Source organism: Poriferisphaera corsica, from assembly GCF_007747445.1.
GTDB lineage: Bacteria > Planctomycetota > Phycisphaerae > Phycisphaerales > Phycisphaeraceae > Poriferisphaera > Poriferisphaera corsica.
On sequence record NZ_CP036425.1, the window covers coordinates 2,967,912 to 2,985,462 of the forward strand.

13 protein-coding genes are annotated in these 17,551 nt (G+C 50.4%); 11 read left to right on the plus strand and 2 right to left on the minus strand.

Going from position 1 to position 17,551, the window contains the following annotated elements; translation table 11 throughout:
• Positions 1 to 35: 35 nt before the first annotated feature.
• From KS4_RS12215 to KS4_RS12255, 9 genes are all read left to right on the plus strand, one after another.
• The gene (locus tag KS4_RS12215; protein WP_145078436.1) at positions 36 to 1,664 is read left to right on the plus strand and encodes a glycosyltransferase; all 1,629 of its coding nucleotides are present in this window, start codon (positions 36 to 38) and stop codon (positions 1,662 to 1,664) included.
• A 24-nt stretch (positions 1,665 to 1,688) separates the two neighbouring features.
• A complete protein-coding gene (locus tag KS4_RS12220; RefSeq protein ID WP_145078439.1) occupies positions 1,689 to 2,471 on the plus strand; it encodes a peptidoglycan recognition protein family protein in 783 nt (260 codons plus the stop codon).
• 84 nt (positions 2,472 to 2,555) lie between these two features.
• Positions 2,556 to 3,299, plus strand: coding sequence for an SMC-Scp complex subunit ScpB (gene scpB / locus KS4_RS12225; RefSeq protein WP_145078442.1), 744 nt, complete (start codon positions 2,556 to 2,558; stop codon positions 3,297 to 3,299).
• A gap of 273 nt (positions 3,300 to 3,572) precedes the next feature.
• Entirely contained in the window at positions 3,573 to 4,076 is a 504-nt protein-coding gene (locus KS4_RS12230; protein ID WP_145078445.1) for a hypothetical protein, read from the plus strand.
• A gap of 155 nt (positions 4,077 to 4,231) precedes the next feature.
• Complete coding sequence (locus KS4_RS12235; protein ID WP_145078448.1) at positions 4,232 to 5,380, plus strand: DUF58 domain-containing protein; 1,149 nt, start codon at positions 4,232 to 4,234, stop codon at positions 5,378 to 5,380.
• Complete coding sequence (locus tag KS4_RS12240) at positions 5,377 to 7,701, plus strand: transglutaminase TgpA family protein (protein WP_145078451.1); 2,325 nt, start codon at positions 5,377 to 5,379, stop codon at positions 7,699 to 7,701. The genes KS4_RS12235 and KS4_RS12240 overlap by 4 nt, the downstream gene beginning before the upstream one ends.
• Before the next feature lie 225 nt (positions 7,702 to 7,926).
• Positions 7,927 to 9,969: an ArnT family glycosyltransferase gene (locus KS4_RS12245; protein WP_145078454.1), complete on the plus strand. Its 2,043-nt coding sequence runs from the start codon at positions 7,927 to 7,929 to the stop codon at positions 9,967 to 9,969.
• A gap of 36 nt (positions 9,970 to 10,005) precedes the next feature.
• Entirely contained in the window at positions 10,006 to 10,764 is a 759-nt protein-coding gene (locus tag KS4_RS12250) for a glycosyltransferase (protein ID WP_145078457.1), read from the plus strand.
• 9 nt (positions 10,765 to 10,773) lie between these two features.
• On the plus strand, positions 10,774 to 11,916 hold the full coding sequence (locus KS4_RS12255) for a hypothetical protein (protein ID WP_145078460.1): 1,143 nt from the start codon (positions 10,774 to 10,776) through the stop codon (positions 11,914 to 11,916).
• Positions 11,917 to 11,918: 2 nt separating this feature from the next.
• On the opposite strand, the gene KS4_RS12260 is transcribed toward KS4_RS12255, so the two are convergent.
• Positions 11,919 to 12,833 carry a DUF3108 domain-containing protein gene (locus KS4_RS12260; RefSeq protein WP_145078463.1) on the minus strand — a complete coding sequence of 305 codons (915 nt, stop codon included), beginning with the start codon at positions 12,831 to 12,833 and terminating at the stop codon, positions 11,919 to 11,921.
• A 147-nt stretch (positions 12,834 to 12,980) separates the two neighbouring features.
• On the opposite strand from KS4_RS12260, the gene KS4_RS12265 reads away from it, so the two are divergent.
• Both KS4_RS12265 and KS4_RS12270 read left to right on the plus strand, forming a co-directional pair.
• Positions 12,981 to 14,837, plus strand: a complete 1,857-nt coding sequence (locus KS4_RS12265; RefSeq protein WP_145078465.1) for a hypothetical protein — start codon at positions 12,981 to 12,983, stop codon at positions 14,835 to 14,837.
• A gap of 70 nt (positions 14,838 to 14,907) precedes the next feature.
• Positions 14,908 to 15,534, plus strand: coding sequence for a lipid-A-disaccharide synthase N-terminal domain-containing protein (locus KS4_RS12270; RefSeq protein WP_145078468.1), 627 nt, complete (start codon positions 14,908 to 14,910; stop codon positions 15,532 to 15,534).
• A gap of 221 nt (positions 15,535 to 15,755) precedes the next feature.
• Here KS4_RS12270 and KS4_RS12275 read toward each other — a convergent pair whose 3' ends face one another.
• A complete protein-coding gene (locus tag KS4_RS12275) occupies positions 15,756 to 17,393 on the minus strand; it encodes a tetratricopeptide repeat protein (protein ID WP_200761218.1) in 1,638 nt (545 codons plus the stop codon).
• Positions 17,394 to 17,551: the final 158 nt, after the last annotated feature.

A 17,551-nucleotide genomic window follows, 5' to 3' on the forward strand; every position in this document is an offset into this window, starting at 1 on the left:
ATCACATCGCCCACGCTTAAGCACGGAGGCTTACCTTGTCCAAGCCACGCGTATCCATTCTCATTCCCAACTATAACAACGGCAAATTATCGACTCATGATCAGCAACATGATCTGATCGGTAACTTAATGGCGACGCTCCATAAAACACTAAAAAATGAACCGATGCCATTCGAAATAATCGCGTTTGATGATGGCTCAACCGATGACAGCCTCGATACACTCCGTTCTTGGACAAAACAAACATGGCATCACGGAGGCCCTGTACTCAATCAACTCATTGAAGCAGAACACTGCGGCGTTCTAGCTGTCACCGCAAACAAACTCGTCGAAGCATCATCAGGGGATATCTTGGTTCGACTTGATGGCGATGTTGTCATCGCAACAGAAAACTGGGTTAGCAAACTCTGCCAAATCTTCGATGACGGCCCGAATGACCTCGGAGTGATTGGTCCAAAACAACTTGGACTATCTGGCAAATTGTATGCTTTCGGCGATTGGCTGCTTCACCCCAAAGGATACCATCACATCGGTGCGGAGTTAGACCGTTATGCGCATAGACAGCCATTAGAAGTTGACCACGTCATGGGCTGTTTTTACTGCTGCAAACGCGAAGTACATGATCAGTTAGGCGGCTATGATGAGAAAATTTTACGCGGACAAACCGTAGACTTTGGTTTACGGGCAAGATTACATGGCTGGCGTTGCTGGGCGGTGCCACACATCGAATTTCAGCACTGCCATGGCTTACGACTCGATCGTGACACTCGGGCTGACGAAGAGGAAGGTATCTCCTATACACTCGATGTGTTCAAGAAAAAATGGGGCTTCGATCGTATCGCTCCTGATCTAGACTATGTACGCGAACATTACACCAGCACGCCATTGCTATGGAATGCGAATGTGTTTGGCATCAATGCCGATGAAATCATGATCTCCCATCAAAACCCTACCTTGAGCATGGATGATAGTGAATGGGGACGATACGCGAACGACACCAGACTACAAACCAGCACTGAAAATAAAGTCCAATTAATTAAATCCGCACTAAAAATGCTTCCTGAAGATAAACGTGAGGATGCAAAAGTTGGTGTCATTGGGAATGGTGCTGGTGTTTTGGGGCTTATCGCTTTCAATAAAGGCATCAACTATACAGGTACGGATTGGTCTGAAGGAAAAGTGAAAGTTGCGAACCGCTGCATCGAGAGTGTTCCAACTCAAAGCAACCCCAAACCCAAGATCATACACCACACTGATTGGCGCAAGATTCCGTTAGAAGACGGGTCACTTGATGTTGTTTTACTGATCAATGTACTCGACAATCATGCCAACCCCGTGTCATTAATCAACGAAGCACACCGCGTGCTCGGTGATGGTGATGATAAAATTCTTCTCACCTTGACCCTTCGCAAACCATCGCGGCCAACAGGCCCTGCAGATCCAATGTGTACGTACACACATCTTGAAATCGCGAATCAAATCAACGCGACAGGTGGATGGGATTTATATTGGTGGGATCCTGAGCAGCAAGAAGGCCCTGTTGCGGTTATATTCAAACGTGTTGAGAGCAAGACGACTGAAGCCGATGAGAAGCCGGAAATGGTTGTGGTTGCAGAACAATTGCGAAATCAATCGACTAAGCAATTGAGTGCTGCAAGACTGTAAACACACGAATCAGGAAGGGATTTGATGAAACTGTCGCGTCGAAATATCTTGATGATAGGGATCAGCATGTTGGCAGCTGGGTGTGTCGACACACGAATGCGATACCTGCCGCGTCCGCGTGTCGATTGGCCCCACGCAAGCAAGCCAAATAGTTCAAATCGGTTGAGTATTGCGCCTAAACCCGCACAAAAAACAGCTGCAGCCCGACCTGCCACATATTCCCGGACACGATCAACACCTTCAAACTCAACGACGCGTCGCTCGGTCACATCACAACAAACAAAAGTCAGCCACGGTGCATTCCGCCCGATTGCTCGATCCAATTGGACAAAAATCGGCCCCGCTAAAGGCCGCGTCAACACAATGCGCGGCGTCAACAAAATCACCATTCATCACGAAGGTTCCAGCACATTCTGGACAACCGACTACCGCACAACAGCAAAGCATCTCGATGATGTCCGCAAAGGACACGTTGGCAATAAAGGCTGGGGAGATATCGGGTACCACTACATCATCGATCGAGCGGGTCGTGTATGGGAGGGACGCAGTATCCGCTACCAGGGCGCTCATGTAAGCGGCCACAACCCAAACAACGTTGGCGTTATGGTGCTTGGCAATTTTGAAAAACAGAAACCCACCAAAGCGCAGCTTACAGCCCTGCAAACCACACTACGCGCATTGATACGTAAATATCGTGTGCCTGTCACGCGTGTCTACACCCACCAAGAATTGATGCCGACAAAATGCCCAGGCCGTAATTTACAGCCACTCACAGTCAAAATACGTAAAAGTGGCGTACTAACATAGTCTCTCAAATATATCTTTAATTCTTGAAAAACGGCCATTTCTAGACAATATGCGAGCCAATCGCTCTGCGGATACAATATAGCCATGAGCAATGTGACCGAAGAAAATCAGCCTGAGAATGCTGCAGATCCACCTGCTGTCGATGCAGAGACCTGTGACGAGGTAACCGAGGAACACGAAGAAACGCTTGTATCCGAGGACACAACCCCCAATGCATCCATGCCAATACCAAGCGACAGCACTGAAGCTATTCCAGAGCCTGTAGATGAACATGCTGACGAGCCAGAGGAAGGCACATATGAGGTACCTGATGACCTCGATGAGCGTGTAGAAGCAGCACTTCTCACCAGCCCTCAAGTGATGAACGCGAATCGCATTGGCAAAGCACTCGGTGGACTCCCGAGTAAAATCATCGTTGAAGCGATTGACCGCCTCAACATTGTCTATGCAGAGTCAAATCGAAGCTTCCGCATTGAGCAGGTCGCAGGTGGATGGCGCATCATGACATTACCCGAGTATGGTGATGTGCTAGCTGGGATCAGTAAACAACGCACCACGGAAACAAAGCTCCGTCCTCCTCAATTGGAAACTCTTGCGATTGTCGCCTACAAACAACCAGTTACACGCGTGGATGTCGAAATGATCCGAGGCGTTGCCTGCGGCGAGGTACTGCGTTCTCTTATGGAGCGACATCTAGTCAAAGTCGTTGGCCGAGCCGACGAAATCGGGCGCCCGATGCTCTACGGCACAACCAAGAAGTTTCTTGAAGTTTTTGGTCTCAACAGCACCAAAGATCTGCCGAATGTCGAAGAAATCGGCATCGACTAAGGAACGTCAAATCTATTAAAGCAATAGAAGCAGGCTTCAGCCTGCTTTTTTCATATCAATACATCAAATACTGTCAAACTACCCTTTCACCTCAAAAAAGCGATGTTTGCAGAAATCGTGACTTTCTATATCCCAAAGGGTATATTATCGATTAGAACTGCGGCTGAACACGAACTCAATCCTTTGCAGTTGAGTATTGAAAGAGTCGCAGCACCCACCCTGCTGCTCACGTGTTCAAATCCACCGCAACCGATGTACCCACGAGATATTTTGATGCCACAACCACAATTTCCAAAGTACCACAAAACAAACCTATGGATACTGTCTGTACTTGCAGTACTCACCTTTGTTGCCACTGGTTGCAGCCAATATCAATTGGCTGGCCGTGTGATAGAAGGCCCTAATTCATACATCGCTGTTGTCGACCAAAATGACCCACGCCTCAACGCTCATCAATATGGCGGTGGTGTCGCAAACACCCAAATTTCCGTCACACTCGACCCCAACGATATGCGCCCGATTCATGAAGGCACAGCATACTCAGACCTCAGTGGCAACTTCTCACTCCCCATTAATGCCCAAGGCGCTGGCTTCCTCATGTACGAAGCCCAAGTCACGGCTATCGAATCCGGCCACATGCCTACCCAACAAGAATTCGCACTCCCCTCAGCAAGCAAACGCATCCTTGTCGTCCTCAAATCAGGTGAAGGTAAACTTTCACCCAAAACAAACCTCATCGAAGAAACCCTGAAAATGGGCGAACCTTACATGAGATAACCTTCCTGCCAGATTCAAATTGATTTCTGATGGGCAGATCGGACGATCGGATGGAATTTTGGCACAACTTCCGATGTTGGCAAAAATAGAGCGAGATAGTAGGCAATCCGCTTGTCAGCAGTATTGATATTCAGCATCGATATGTGGGACAAATCGTGAGCAAACCAATCAGAACGCGCATCTCTTGGGGACCCAGCTGCTTATGGTTCTCAGTCACCTACCTGCTCGCTCTTGCCGCGACATTCTATACACAAGCCAACCTTCTCTTCTGGGCATTTGGTCTTATGACCGGCGCTATCGTTGCATCTTTCTGCTTCTGCCTTATTACACTTCGTCATGTAACCGTCAAACGCCTTCTCCCAATGCACGGCCTCGCGCATGAGCAACTCACCATCCGGTACAACATCCAAAACAATGCGCGGCTCAGCTTACTCAATCTAACCGTAACCGAATTGAGTGAAGACATCACAAACCACCTGCCCACCTCCCCAATCGGCTGGCTACTATACGTTGGCTCAGCTCAACACATGATGGCCGAAGCCCCCTGCTGGCCCAAACATCGCGGGCCACTTCACTTCCAAAAAATCCAACTCGCCTGCTCATTTCCTTTCGGTATCCTCAAAAAAACAGTGACTTTCGAACAACCCGATTATTTACTCATCTATCCACGTATTTTTCGTTTAAATAGACGCATTGCAGCATCAATCTCTCGGATCACACACGAAGGTAATATACAAAAAGAAAAAAGTGGAGGTACGGAAGATTACTTCGGCCTTCGCGAGTATCACACCGGTGATAGCATCCGCATGATCAACTGGAAGCAATCGGCCAAAACAGGCAATCTGATCGTCAAAGAAATGACCCAACCGTGCCCTCCCCAAACAATGATCAACTTAAACCTCACACCCCCTGATGCTACGGACCTTACACAAACACAAATCCATTCGCTCCAAGAACAAGCAATCAGCCTCGTTGGCTCTGTCATTTGCGATGCCTATACACACGGCTACCCTGTAGGTCTGACTATCCCTGCATTAGACATAACCTTCCCTCTTCATCACAGCCTACCACACCGCACAAAAATCCTTGAATCTCTCGCACAGATCGAACTATCATCCATCGATTCCGATGCGGCTGGCACAACCGACAAAGACGCCATCAATATTACAACCCATCCTTTATCTAGCCACTCATCCAGCAAACTCACACTCAGCGTCCACGACATCAATCAATACATCACCGATCAAGACGTTTCGTCTCATGATCTTGACCAAGATGAGCAATCCGATGGAGGTGCTGTATGAGGATTCACTCCCTCTTCCGCAAGCTCATGTTCTTCATGGTCATGCTCGGCATTACCTCTTTCTGTATCGCAGAACAAAATTATGGCCTCCTCTTAGTACTCATCATTCTTGGTGCCTTCTCTTGGCTTCTCACCGAAACACCCCACGGCCGCCCTTTGCCACGTCCCCTTATCTACCTGACTTCCGTCATCATCATTATTTGGCTCGTCCTTGATCTATACTATTTCCGATCCCATACCCTCATCGCGATGGGACACTTCACCATCTGGCTTCAACTCATACTCCTCTTCTCGCAAAAAACAAACCGCGAATACGCACAACTCATCATTCTCAGCATCCTTCAAATGATCGGCGCAAGTATTCTCAGCATCTCCATGCTCTATGGCATACTCCTCTTCTTATACAGCACGATCGCAATCATTACACTGCTCGTTTTCAACCTGAAACTAACCAATGACTTCATCTATAAATCACGTCAAAAATCAGCGCTCGACCCAACTCTCATCAATCGTCCCATTGCCGCCTCAACGCTTGACCTTCGAAAATATCTTCGAAAAACAACACTCACCGTTGGCCTCATCTGTTTCTCTATCGCAATCCTCACATTCACGATCACACCTCGAAAACCTTTCACCGCAACAGCACCAAGCAATTTCTTAAACTTCAAGCAACGCATTACCACAGGCTTCAACGCTTCAATTAACTTGAATAATCCAGCCCCCCAGCCGGGCGACAACCAAACAATCCTCAATATGACCGTTGAACGTAACGGTCAAAATATTGGCTCACCCTATCGCCATTTCCTCCTTCGAGGATCTGTACTTGACACATACAACAGAGGTTCACGCCAATGGTCTCGAAGCACACACGCCCAACAACTCGAAACTTCAATTTCACTCTCAGATAACGATCTACCCTTAGCGCAACCCATTCAACTATCAGCCATAAACACCGCAACAATCACCTATAGGCAACCCAGCAAAAACTACATCTTCACACTACCCTTTGCTTACAACATCTCCAGCAATGATTTTTCACGCATCCTCTCTGGCAATGCTGATCAGCAAATCCGCCTCCATCGCACACCTAGCAGCAATATTAATTACACCATCAAATGGGACAGCACACTTACCGACAATACGCTAGATTTCATTCAAAACCAACAAGCAAATACAATCAAACTCGGCCAACACAAAATAACAAACAAATACAATCAATCGCTCTACCACTCAAAATTTTACGCTCGCAATTGGTACATTGCACCACGCGCAACGTCTAAACTCGCGCAATCAATTCTAGAACCCAAAAACCTCTCGCGTAGCCGCTTCGAATTATCAACACCTGACGATATGCAAATTGCAATCGTCTTACGTGACTATCTCCAGAGCAACTTCAAATATTCGCTTGAAGCACCTCCACGCGATTCTCATTCCAAACGTGACCCAGTCATTAATTTCCTCTTTGAAACTCATAAGGGACATTGCGAACTCTTCGCAAGCGGCTTCGCCGCCCTATGTCGATCCATCGGCCTCGCCGCTCGTGTCGTCACTGGCTTTCGCGCCAGCGAATTCAACGCCCTCGGCGGCTACTATATCGTCCGCAACAACGACGCCCACGCATGGGTAGAAGTTAAAATCGATAACCGATGGGTTACTTTTGATGCAACCCCACCCGCCGATGTTCAAGAGCAACATGCTGTCCAACCCACATTCACCAGCAACGCCTCACACTTTTTCGAATACGCCAACTATCTCTGGATCGGAGCCGTCGCAGCCTTTGACCGTAAAACTCAAACGAAACTTCTCGACTCAATCAAACAGCATTTCGCCGCTGGCGATGAAAATCGCCCTGATGGCGTCTTCTACCATTACTACGCACAAGCTCGTGATTGGCTTGCCGCCATCAAAATGCAGCACGTCTTCATCCTCTTACTCTTAGCCGTCACCGCCGCGGTTCTTACCGCCTTCTACCTATTCACACGCTACCGCATCCGACGCAAAGCAACGCAACTCAACCTAACCACATTGCCTCCTGCACAACGAAAATCTCTCGCAAGACAACTCGACTTCTTCCTCAGCACCCAACGGCTACTCGCCCAGCGCGGTTACCATCGACCCGATTGGCAAAGCCCAATGCAATTCGCTCTGCAACTCAACCACTCTCAGCAAGAAGACCTTCAATCTCTCATCGAACTAACCCGCCATTTCTACGATATTCGCTACGGAAACCACACCCTTACAAACGAACGTAAAAACCTAATCGACAATTATTTACAAACACTCAAAAACGCATTACACACCCCCTCAGCCTCCGCTCACTAACCCTCATCTCCCAAATTTTGATGGCATATCAACAAGACACCCGTCATCATATGTCGTATACAATGTTTCGATCACTGAGCGGCCGTTCTCTATCGCCCTCAGCACCCAACATGAGGTATCGCATAATGCTGATTCTTTACAGGTCTTGATTGTAAAACCTAATCAGCCAACTCACGGACAATACCTCGTTTTTTCGTCATCGACTTACTGGTCAACAAGTAAGTCATGACGAATAATGCTCTAGGTGTGATCGCCGGCACGGACGCTCGCGAGCCTCGTTTCTGCATCCTTCGGCCTTCACAACTCATGCCTGAGTTCACACAAAGAAATCAAAACCCCATCGCAAACTCCCGCACCATGTTCTATGGCGGGCAATGGGTCGCATTGTCCGAATCCACACCGCCAGATCAAAGCAACCTCTTCGAAAACGATCCCCCCTCCCCGCCTCCCTCAAACGGCAACTCGCGCAAAAAAACTTCTTCACACACCCAACGAACCTCGCGACGCCGTGATATCACTTCGCCTCCTCGCAGACGTGGCAAGCTCGCTATGTGGCTTCTATTACTCACATGCCTCACCCTCGCATCCATCCCCATCTTCGTCGACATCAACCACGGCAGCGTCATCGAGCAAGCCGAAGCTCGATCCATATGGACCAGCATCGAAACCTATAAACTCATTAAAAAATTACCACCTGATGAGCTATCCCTCGAGCCCTTTGTACCTGTCTACAACACACAACGGCAACTCACCGAACCCCCTGCTGGCACTTGGCTTTTCATGATGAGCTTCGCCGCCGACGACTTCCTCGGCGGCATGCACCTCACATCCGAATACATCCTCGATGCACGCATCGTCTCCGCGGTCTTCGCCCTCCTCACCGTTGCCGCAGTCTATTGGATCGGCTTCTCCATCGGCGGCAACTGGCTCACCGCCATCTTCGCCACAGCCATCATCATCTCCAACCCAACCTTCCTCTACTACGCGCGCCTCGCGACGCCTGACATGCCCACCGCCGCATTCATGATGCTTTCCATCGCCGGCGCCCTATGGGCCGTTCGTCCACTGCGACCAACCGCCATCCTCGGCCGGCAAGCACTAGGCTGGACTTTCTCAGGCCTCATGATGGGCCTCGCCATCCTCACCGGCGGCCCGGCACTCATCGGCCCCATCATCATCCCACTCTTCGTCATCATGCTCCTCTGCCCGCATCGCGCCTCACACCTCCTCGGCCTCCTCGCCGCAATCCTCATCGCCGCCCTCCTCATGACCCCATGGATCGTCTACGTCCAGTACGGCAACAACCCCGCTCAATGGACCGATTGGACGCAAACAATCATTCCCACCAATCTCGCTTCCTTCGAATCAACCTTCAAGCTCTCCGGCCTCCGGCTCCTCGCACTCATCGCCGCAACCACGCCCTGGCTCTTCTGGTTCATCGCACTACTCGTACAACCCTTCTCTGATTCCTCTGCCGGCGCGCGGCTCCGCATGTTTATTGGCTGGTCTTGGTTCGTTACCGTCATCCTCCTACTCCTCATCCGCCCTGAATCCCAAATCACCCAACCGATCCTCCTAATACTCCCCGTGTTCGCCGTCGCGCTCGGCCAAACATTCCGTCAATACACCGACCTCGCCGCAACTGGCCGTTACGCACGATTCTGGCGTCTCATGCGCTGGCCACACTTCGCCTTCCTCCTCATCATCTCCGCCATTCTCCCAATCGTCCTCTTCCTCGAACCCATACTCATGAAGTACGGCTACATCACCCTCATCTTCGCCGAACCCATGCACTGGACCTACTGCGCCGCCCTCGCCTTCATGCTCATTACACTCTTCTTCCTCGCCGCACGAGCCGCCATCCGACACTACCCCATCCAAGCTGTCACCTTCTGGGCACTCTGGGGACTCGTCACCTTCACCGCAATCAACGTCCCACTTGTCCGAGGCCCCATCTACGTCTCACCCATCAAATACAACGCCGAGCAAATCGCATACCTCACCTCAAACGCCCAGCTCTACGCCGTCGGTTTTAGCCCATCCCCCAACTTCCTCCTCTATACCGAACGCGAGATCCCCATCATCAGCCCAGAGCAAGCCACTGAGCTCCTTCAAGGCGGCGGACAAATCTACATCCTCACACCCAATATCCCCCCCGATCAAGCACCCAGAGGCTATATCAACCGTGGTTACTTCCCAAACGCCGACGTACAGCTCTGGCACGGCCAAACGCGTTTCTCGCAATCCGATACAATACCTCTCCAATAAGTTTCTCACTCCCAATACCACAAGAGCCTTCCCACCATGAGCGACAACCCCAACACAAACTACGATCTCTCAATCGTCATCCCCGCACTCAACGAGCAAGACAACGTCGAACCACTCGTCTCAGAAGTCGAAAATAACATCCGTGGCAAGGGGATCAACGCCGAACTCGTCTACATCAACGACGGCTCCACCGACCAAACACTCCCCAACCTCAAAGCACTCCAGCAATCACGCCCTTGGCTCGTCATCCTCCACCGCGACAAACCACAAGGCCAATCCTCCGCCATGTTCGCTGGCATACAAGCCGCATCAGCACCCTATGTCGCCACGCTCGACGCCGACCTCCAGAACGACCCCGCCGACCTCACCAAAATGTACCAGATGATTCAGGACGACCCCTCCATCGATATGGTGCAAGGCGACCGCTCCCGTAACCGCCAAGATAATATCATCCGCAAAGTCACCTCCCTCGTCGGCCGCAAAATGCGCCTCCTCATCCTCGGCGACAAAGTCCGTGACACCGGCTGCTCCGGCCGCGTTCTTCGCTCCTCCATCGCCAAGCAATACCCACTCCAATACAAGGGCGTTCATCGCTTCCTTCCCGCCTACGCAAACATGCTCGGCGCAAAAGTCGTCGAACTCGAAGTCGTTCACCGCGCCCGCGTCGCAGGTGAAACCAAATACGGCTTCGGCATCCTCACCCGAGGCTGGTCCGGCTTCTGGGACCTCTTCGCCGTACGCTGGATGTTCAAACGCCATCGCGATACTTCCACTGAACGAATGACCTCTAACTAGCAATTAGACATGAATAACAAAACAATTATCCGAGCGGCATACCCCTTATTCCTCTTAATCTTATCCTGCGCATACACACTCACCCTCAGCGCACAACAATCCATCTTCGACAACCCCAAAAACACCCCCTCAACTTTCCACGGCATCAACGCCGGTGCACCCATCTGGAACGGTGAAACAAAACTCACCAAATACCGCATCTACCAAATCGCATCCACCGGCACGCGCGCTATACGCATCAACTTCCGACTCGACGGCAACAAAGAGTGGACGCCCGAACTCCTCAAAAAATACGACATCATCATCCGTCACGCCCACAACGCCCGCTTCAAAATCCTCGGCCTTCTCTGCAATGAATCAACACCCGGCGGACAACGACTCTGGAACACCACATCCCCTTCACCCAATAACCAATACGTCAAAGACTTCTCCCAAAACGCTGCTCTCCTCGTCGACCGCTACAAACGCTACATCAAAACATGGGAAATCTGGAACGAACCCGACGCTTGGACAAATATCAACTACCGATCCAACCCACGACAAGCCGGAGGCACCTACATCCTTCCCGAAGTCTTCGCGCACATGCTCGTCCAAACTAATCTCGCGCTCCGCAACAATAAACGCGGCAACCTAATCAACGACTACAACATCAAACTCGTCACAGGCGGCCTCTTCGCTCACGATATAAATAACACACAAAACACCGCCGCCCCTTACCTCCAATCCCTCTACAACCAAACCACCACCTTCAATCAGTTCAAAGAAAAAAAACAAACCCCCTACCCTTGGCACATCCTCGGCTACCACTTCTATATCGACCAAGGCAAAAAACTCAACCCCAAAAAGCTCACTTCCTACCTCGACGCAATCACCAAAACCGCTCGCGAAAACCACGATTCATCCCTCTTGCTCATCACCGAATTCGGTTGGCCAACCAACCCACCCTCCGAACAGATCCAAGCGGAAAACCTCGCCGCTACCTACGACATCTTCCAGCAACGCAACGACATCCTCGGCTCATACTGGTACCAATGGACAGACGAACCCACACAGGCCCGAGGTCTCATCAAGAAAAACAGCATCCAGTACTCCAAGCGAGCGCTCGATATCTTCAGAAAATACTGCAAAACCAAACCCTCAAATGAATACTAACCTCAATTCTCCGCCCAATACGCAAAACGCTTCACACTCTTCAATTCATACTTCACACCATGCGGCCCAGCATATTTCACCAGTAAACGCTGCCGATCATCACTCGCATCAAACCAAAAATCTACCGGCTCACGCCGCTCCCTCGTCGGCCCAACATACCTCAACTGCACATGATATGCCTCTAACTTACCGATAGGCAGATTCAGCTTCTCTTTCCCCATATTCACTGCTCTCCAATCCTCCGTCCGAACAGGCGACCATTTTGTCGTCGTCTGATCTGGCAATAATTTCAGATCAATCCCCTCACCTTCTTTCACCACATCATACGGATATCCGCGAAGCACCAACGTCATTGCGTCTAAAAATCCATAACCCGCATCCTTACCCCTTGGCACATCAAACTCTCCATCCCGACTTCCTTCATTGGGAAAATACGAATCTTGCTCCCACTTCACCTCGCCATCCCAATTCACAAATCGCTTGTACGTCGTCCCGCAGTCTTCAATTGAGCCATGATCTAATTTCCAACTCTTAAAATCATCCACACCCACATAACTCATCATCCCATAGTGATACACATAATTCGCAACAGGGATATCTTCCCGAATGTGATGTTTAAACACCGGCAATCCTCCCCCAGCTTCCCCTCTCGCACTCTTCGTAAACGTCTTTGTGCTGAAATGTTCCTTATTCGTAATGATCCTCGCCTCGTACCGTCTAACCGTCCCATAGATCGGCCGAACCGCATCATAAACCGCCCACTCCGCTTTCCCATCAAACCATATCGGATCATCAGCCCATCGCCGATCCATGCCCTTTACGCCCTCATCATCTGCCCCCCGCACAACCTCGCTCCCACACCCAAATAACACCACAGCCATCAGCACCAATAACGTCAACATCTGTTTCATTTTCATGCCATACCCTATGAATAAGATCATTTCGTGACTATACAGGTAAAACCCGCCCCCACGCGTCTTTATTCATTCCAAACTCGACGATCTTCCCACCATCTTTTATCATCGGCCTAAGCATCGCAACCACTTCCTTCCGGAATCTCCACCATGCAATCCATCTTCTTCATCACGCCGCGTTCACTCACGCTCCTCACCTTCCTTTTGGTTGCCCTCTTCATCTACCTCGCCATCCGCGCCTTCAAAGGCAAACGCATCGACAACCATCCTCTCTGCAAACAATGTCGCTACGACCTCACTGGCACAAACACCCCATACACCACCTGCCCCGAATGCGGCCACGACATCTCTCTCCCCGCCAACCTCATCCATGGCAATCGTCAACGCCGCCCCTACCTCACTTCCCTCTACCTCCTCTTCGCTCTCTTCTCCTTCACACCCCTCACTTATCAACTCACACAATCCAACCTCAACAGCTACAAACCACTCCGCCTTCTACTTTTCGAAGTCACGAACCCCACATGGTCATTTGACGACAAAGCCGCACTCAGCGAAATTCAATTGCGAATCCAAGGCAACCATCTCTCCACCGCACAAGCCAACCAACTCGTCAGCGCGCTTCTCCCATACATCACAACGCAATCAAAGCTCGGCAAGTTTGATCTACTGCAAACAATCCGCCGCACCGATGACAACTACTCACTCTCAAACCAAACCCACCTCAACATCTTCAATCTCATCGCAGCCGACTCCTTACAAGGTTCAATCCCCTACCAAAGCTTTGGCATGCAAAAACGTTTCTGTGAATACCTCAACACACCCGATATCGTTTCCAATACCCGCCTCAAACATTACGCAGCAAATCTACTCAATACACTCAACACAACCGATCTGAAAACCATCACAGAAACGCAATCCAAACCCGTCGACCCAAACATCGCCCCTGTCGCCCTCATCCTCGCGCACCGACGCAATCTGCTATCGGATGCCCAACAGCAGCAACTTGCTCAATACATCACACACTACAATTTTCAAGGCCGCGCCTACCGCGACAAAAACACCGACTATCTATATCACATCTTCAGCAACTACGATAATTTTGTTTTCAAATCTATCCCATATGATGCGCAGACTAATCTTCAGTTAGACCCCGTCGGCCAATACACATACAAAACCATCGGCTTTAACATCGACAATCTATTCTATCCCTACAAAGACACATACGATCAATGGTCAAATATCGGATACCCACACACCATACGCTTCAGCGGCGGTGGCTCCTCCTCCTCCCGTACTCGGCTCAATCGCCTCCCCTTCAAACTTAAACCCGCTCAATCCTTCAGCCTCGTCTTGGATGTTGAATACACTTTCACTAATTGCGACACACCCATCAAAACGCAAATCACAACACAACCTCAAACACTCACCTACACGCAAGACCTACCAGACATCCAACGCATCACCAACAATCTAGATGCCGAAGCCCTCGCCGATGGCATCCAGTTCATCGCCCCCGATAAAAACCTCCACGCGACCCGTATCTCAAACAATACGCCTCACACTCAGTCCATCGTCTACTGCAAGATCGATGATATCCCCTCACCGCGCAACCCCGAATGGCGCACATCAATCTCCCAAAGAATCAACAGCACCATCGCCATCAACACCCCGTTCGCCTACCACTTCTACATCGAACACGACGGCAAGCTTTACGACACAGAATCCACCATCTCATCCGAGACCGGCAACACCATCAACTACTCAACAGACAAATTCAAAAATATCCCCACCGCCCTCGTCGGCAAGAAAGTCACCGTCCTCCTCAAACCCGACATCCACAAAGCTCAAACCTTCATGCTCACCGACAAAATCCTTGCCAACGAAATCCGCATCCCCAACGTCCTTATCGTTGAATACATCCCCGCCACCGATACCACCCCCGCCCGTATCTCAACCGAACCTCATCCCCCCTCATCATCCTCCCTGCCAACCACATCTTCCCCATAACCCCATCAATCCTCTATACTAAGAGTTGGAATCATCCCCTCGCCCCCAATAACCCACCCCATAACACCCCATGAAAATACGAATCACCAAAACACGCGTCATCGTCTGCTCCATCATCGCAGCACTCGCCGCCGTCGGCATCACCTACGGCATCTACTCCCTCCTCAATTCCGCCAACACCATCACAATCAAAACCATCCCCTCAAACGCAGCCTCCGCTCAACTCATCAAAACACCCGATCAAGGGATCCAATACCAAATCAAAACCTTTGATGGGCAAACCCAACACCTCTCTCCTAATCAATTCGCCTCAGAAATCTACAACGAACACACCAACCGCACACTCAAAACTCAAATCTTTGTCACCATCTTCAACATCACCAACAAAGACAAATTCGGCTGGGTCGCGCTCGGACTCCTCGGCCAACTCGTCTTCGCAGGACGCATGATCGTTCAAATCATCGCCTCAGAAAAAAAACGACAATCCGTCGTCCCCGTCGCTTTCTGGTGGATGGCTCTAACCGGCGCTTCGATGCTCTTGCTCTACTTCGTCTGGCGCAAAGACGTCGTCGGCATCATCGGCCAATCAACCGGTTGGCTCATCTACACGCGCAACCTCTACTTCATTTATTTAAAACCATCACCCCCCACGACACTCGAAGACACCGAAGAAGGCAACCTCCCCGCCTCCGAATAATCCCCCCTCCCCTTCCATTCCCCATCAACACAACATAACTCATACACAAATAAGCCCACACGCTCAGCGTGTGGGATACTTATTATCTCATCATCCGTTTTGCACCCACCCAACTCTCACACCCTACAACACCAAACCCCGCACCGCCGGTGCGGGGGTGTCTGCAAAAGAAGCATCATATACCTACAACCACCACTCCTCGCTTGCGTCTTCTCTAGCACTTAACTCACCTCATCCAACCTCGACTTCACTGCTTTCGCATTCTCAACATCCCCCAATTCCTCATAGAGATCCACCAGATTTTTCAAACTGATCTTGATCGATTCCGATTCATCTTTCGTTCCCCTCTCCAAAATCGCAATCGCTCGCTCCATCAACACCACAGCCTCCACTAAGCGTCCCCACTCCCCATACACCAGCGCAAGATTGTTACACGCCGATGCCAACACATCTCCAATGCCCCCGAATTTTTCGTCTATGACTTCATCGTCATCCCCAGCAAGTGATTCGCACAACGCAATCGCCTTCTGATAATGCGCCGCCGCCTCATCCAACTTCTCCAAACTATGATTCACATCCCCTAATCCATTTTCCAAATACGCAATATCAATATGCCGTTCCCCGTACACCTCAACCAATATTTCAAGCGCCCCCTCATACATCTCCATTGCCTTACGATACGCCCCAAGACTGAAAAAATTCTCCCCCAAATGCTTCATGCTCTGCCCAATCTCCGGATCACCTGCATTGCGCAGCTTCCGATTCAACTCCAGCGATCGCATGAAATACGCTTCCGCCTCAGAGAACCGCCCCTGATCCACATACAAATCCCCCAAATCATCGAGCAGCGGCACAATATCCAAATGCTCCCTGCCGATCAACGCTTCACGCAATCCCAACGCCCGCCGATACAACCCCTCCGCCTCTTCCAACTCCCCCGTCATCTTCAATCCAAACCCCAACTGCTTCATCACCACCGTCTTCAGATATCCATCCGTCTCATCCTCCGACGCAAGCGCTACCAGCATCCCTTCCATCAGCGACCGTCCTTCATGGACTCTGCCCTGACTGAAAAATACCTGCCCCAAATTACTCGCTGCAACCGCCTTCACTTCCTTGCCCACACCCTCCATGCCAAGCACCCGCTCATACAACCCCGCCGCTTCATCATGCCGCTCTAACACCTGGTACAACTCCGCCAGATTGCTCAGCGTCATCGCCAACTCCGTGTCGCTTGCCTCCACGTTTTTTTCCATCACTCCAATCGCTCGCAGGTAATGACGCTCCGGCTTCTCAAACTGCTCTGTCTGGTAATACACCTCAGCCAAATCGCAAAGTGTATGCGCGATCTCCAAATCATCTTTATTCAGCGTTCTTTCCTGAATCAAAAGCACCCGCAACAACAACGCTTCCGCTTGATCAAACGATTTCATCCCCAGATAAAGATCCGCCAGATTCTGCAGCTGCTTCGCATACTCCGCCGACTCAGACCCATGCAGATCCCCCATAATAAACAGCGCCCGCTCATACAGCGTCTCCGCCTCTTTACTCTTGCCCTGCCGTTTATAGATCATCCCCAGATTCCCCGCCACCAATGCCACATCTTCACTTTCCACCCCTTCCTCATGATCCACCTGCTCAAACAACTGCAAACTTCTGCGGTAAAACTCAGCCGCTAATTCATCACTTTCCAGCACATCATTCAGATACGCCATATAAAACAAACTGCGCGCGATCATCTCCTCATCACCCAATGATTCCGCCACGTCTAATGCTTGATTAGCCACCTCCAGCGCAGCCTCATACTCGCCCGTATCGCACAACTGCTCGACTTTTTCATACAAGGCATCCCAGTCCATCTCATCCGCACTCCACATTATGAATCCATCGCTCCATCATGATTGACAGCCCTGCTGTTTCATTCTAATCAGCCGCTGTAAATGGGCTAATATGCCCGAAGCACGATCATAGCAGCTTGCGCAAAGTTATGTGTATTCAATCACTTACAGCCGCCATT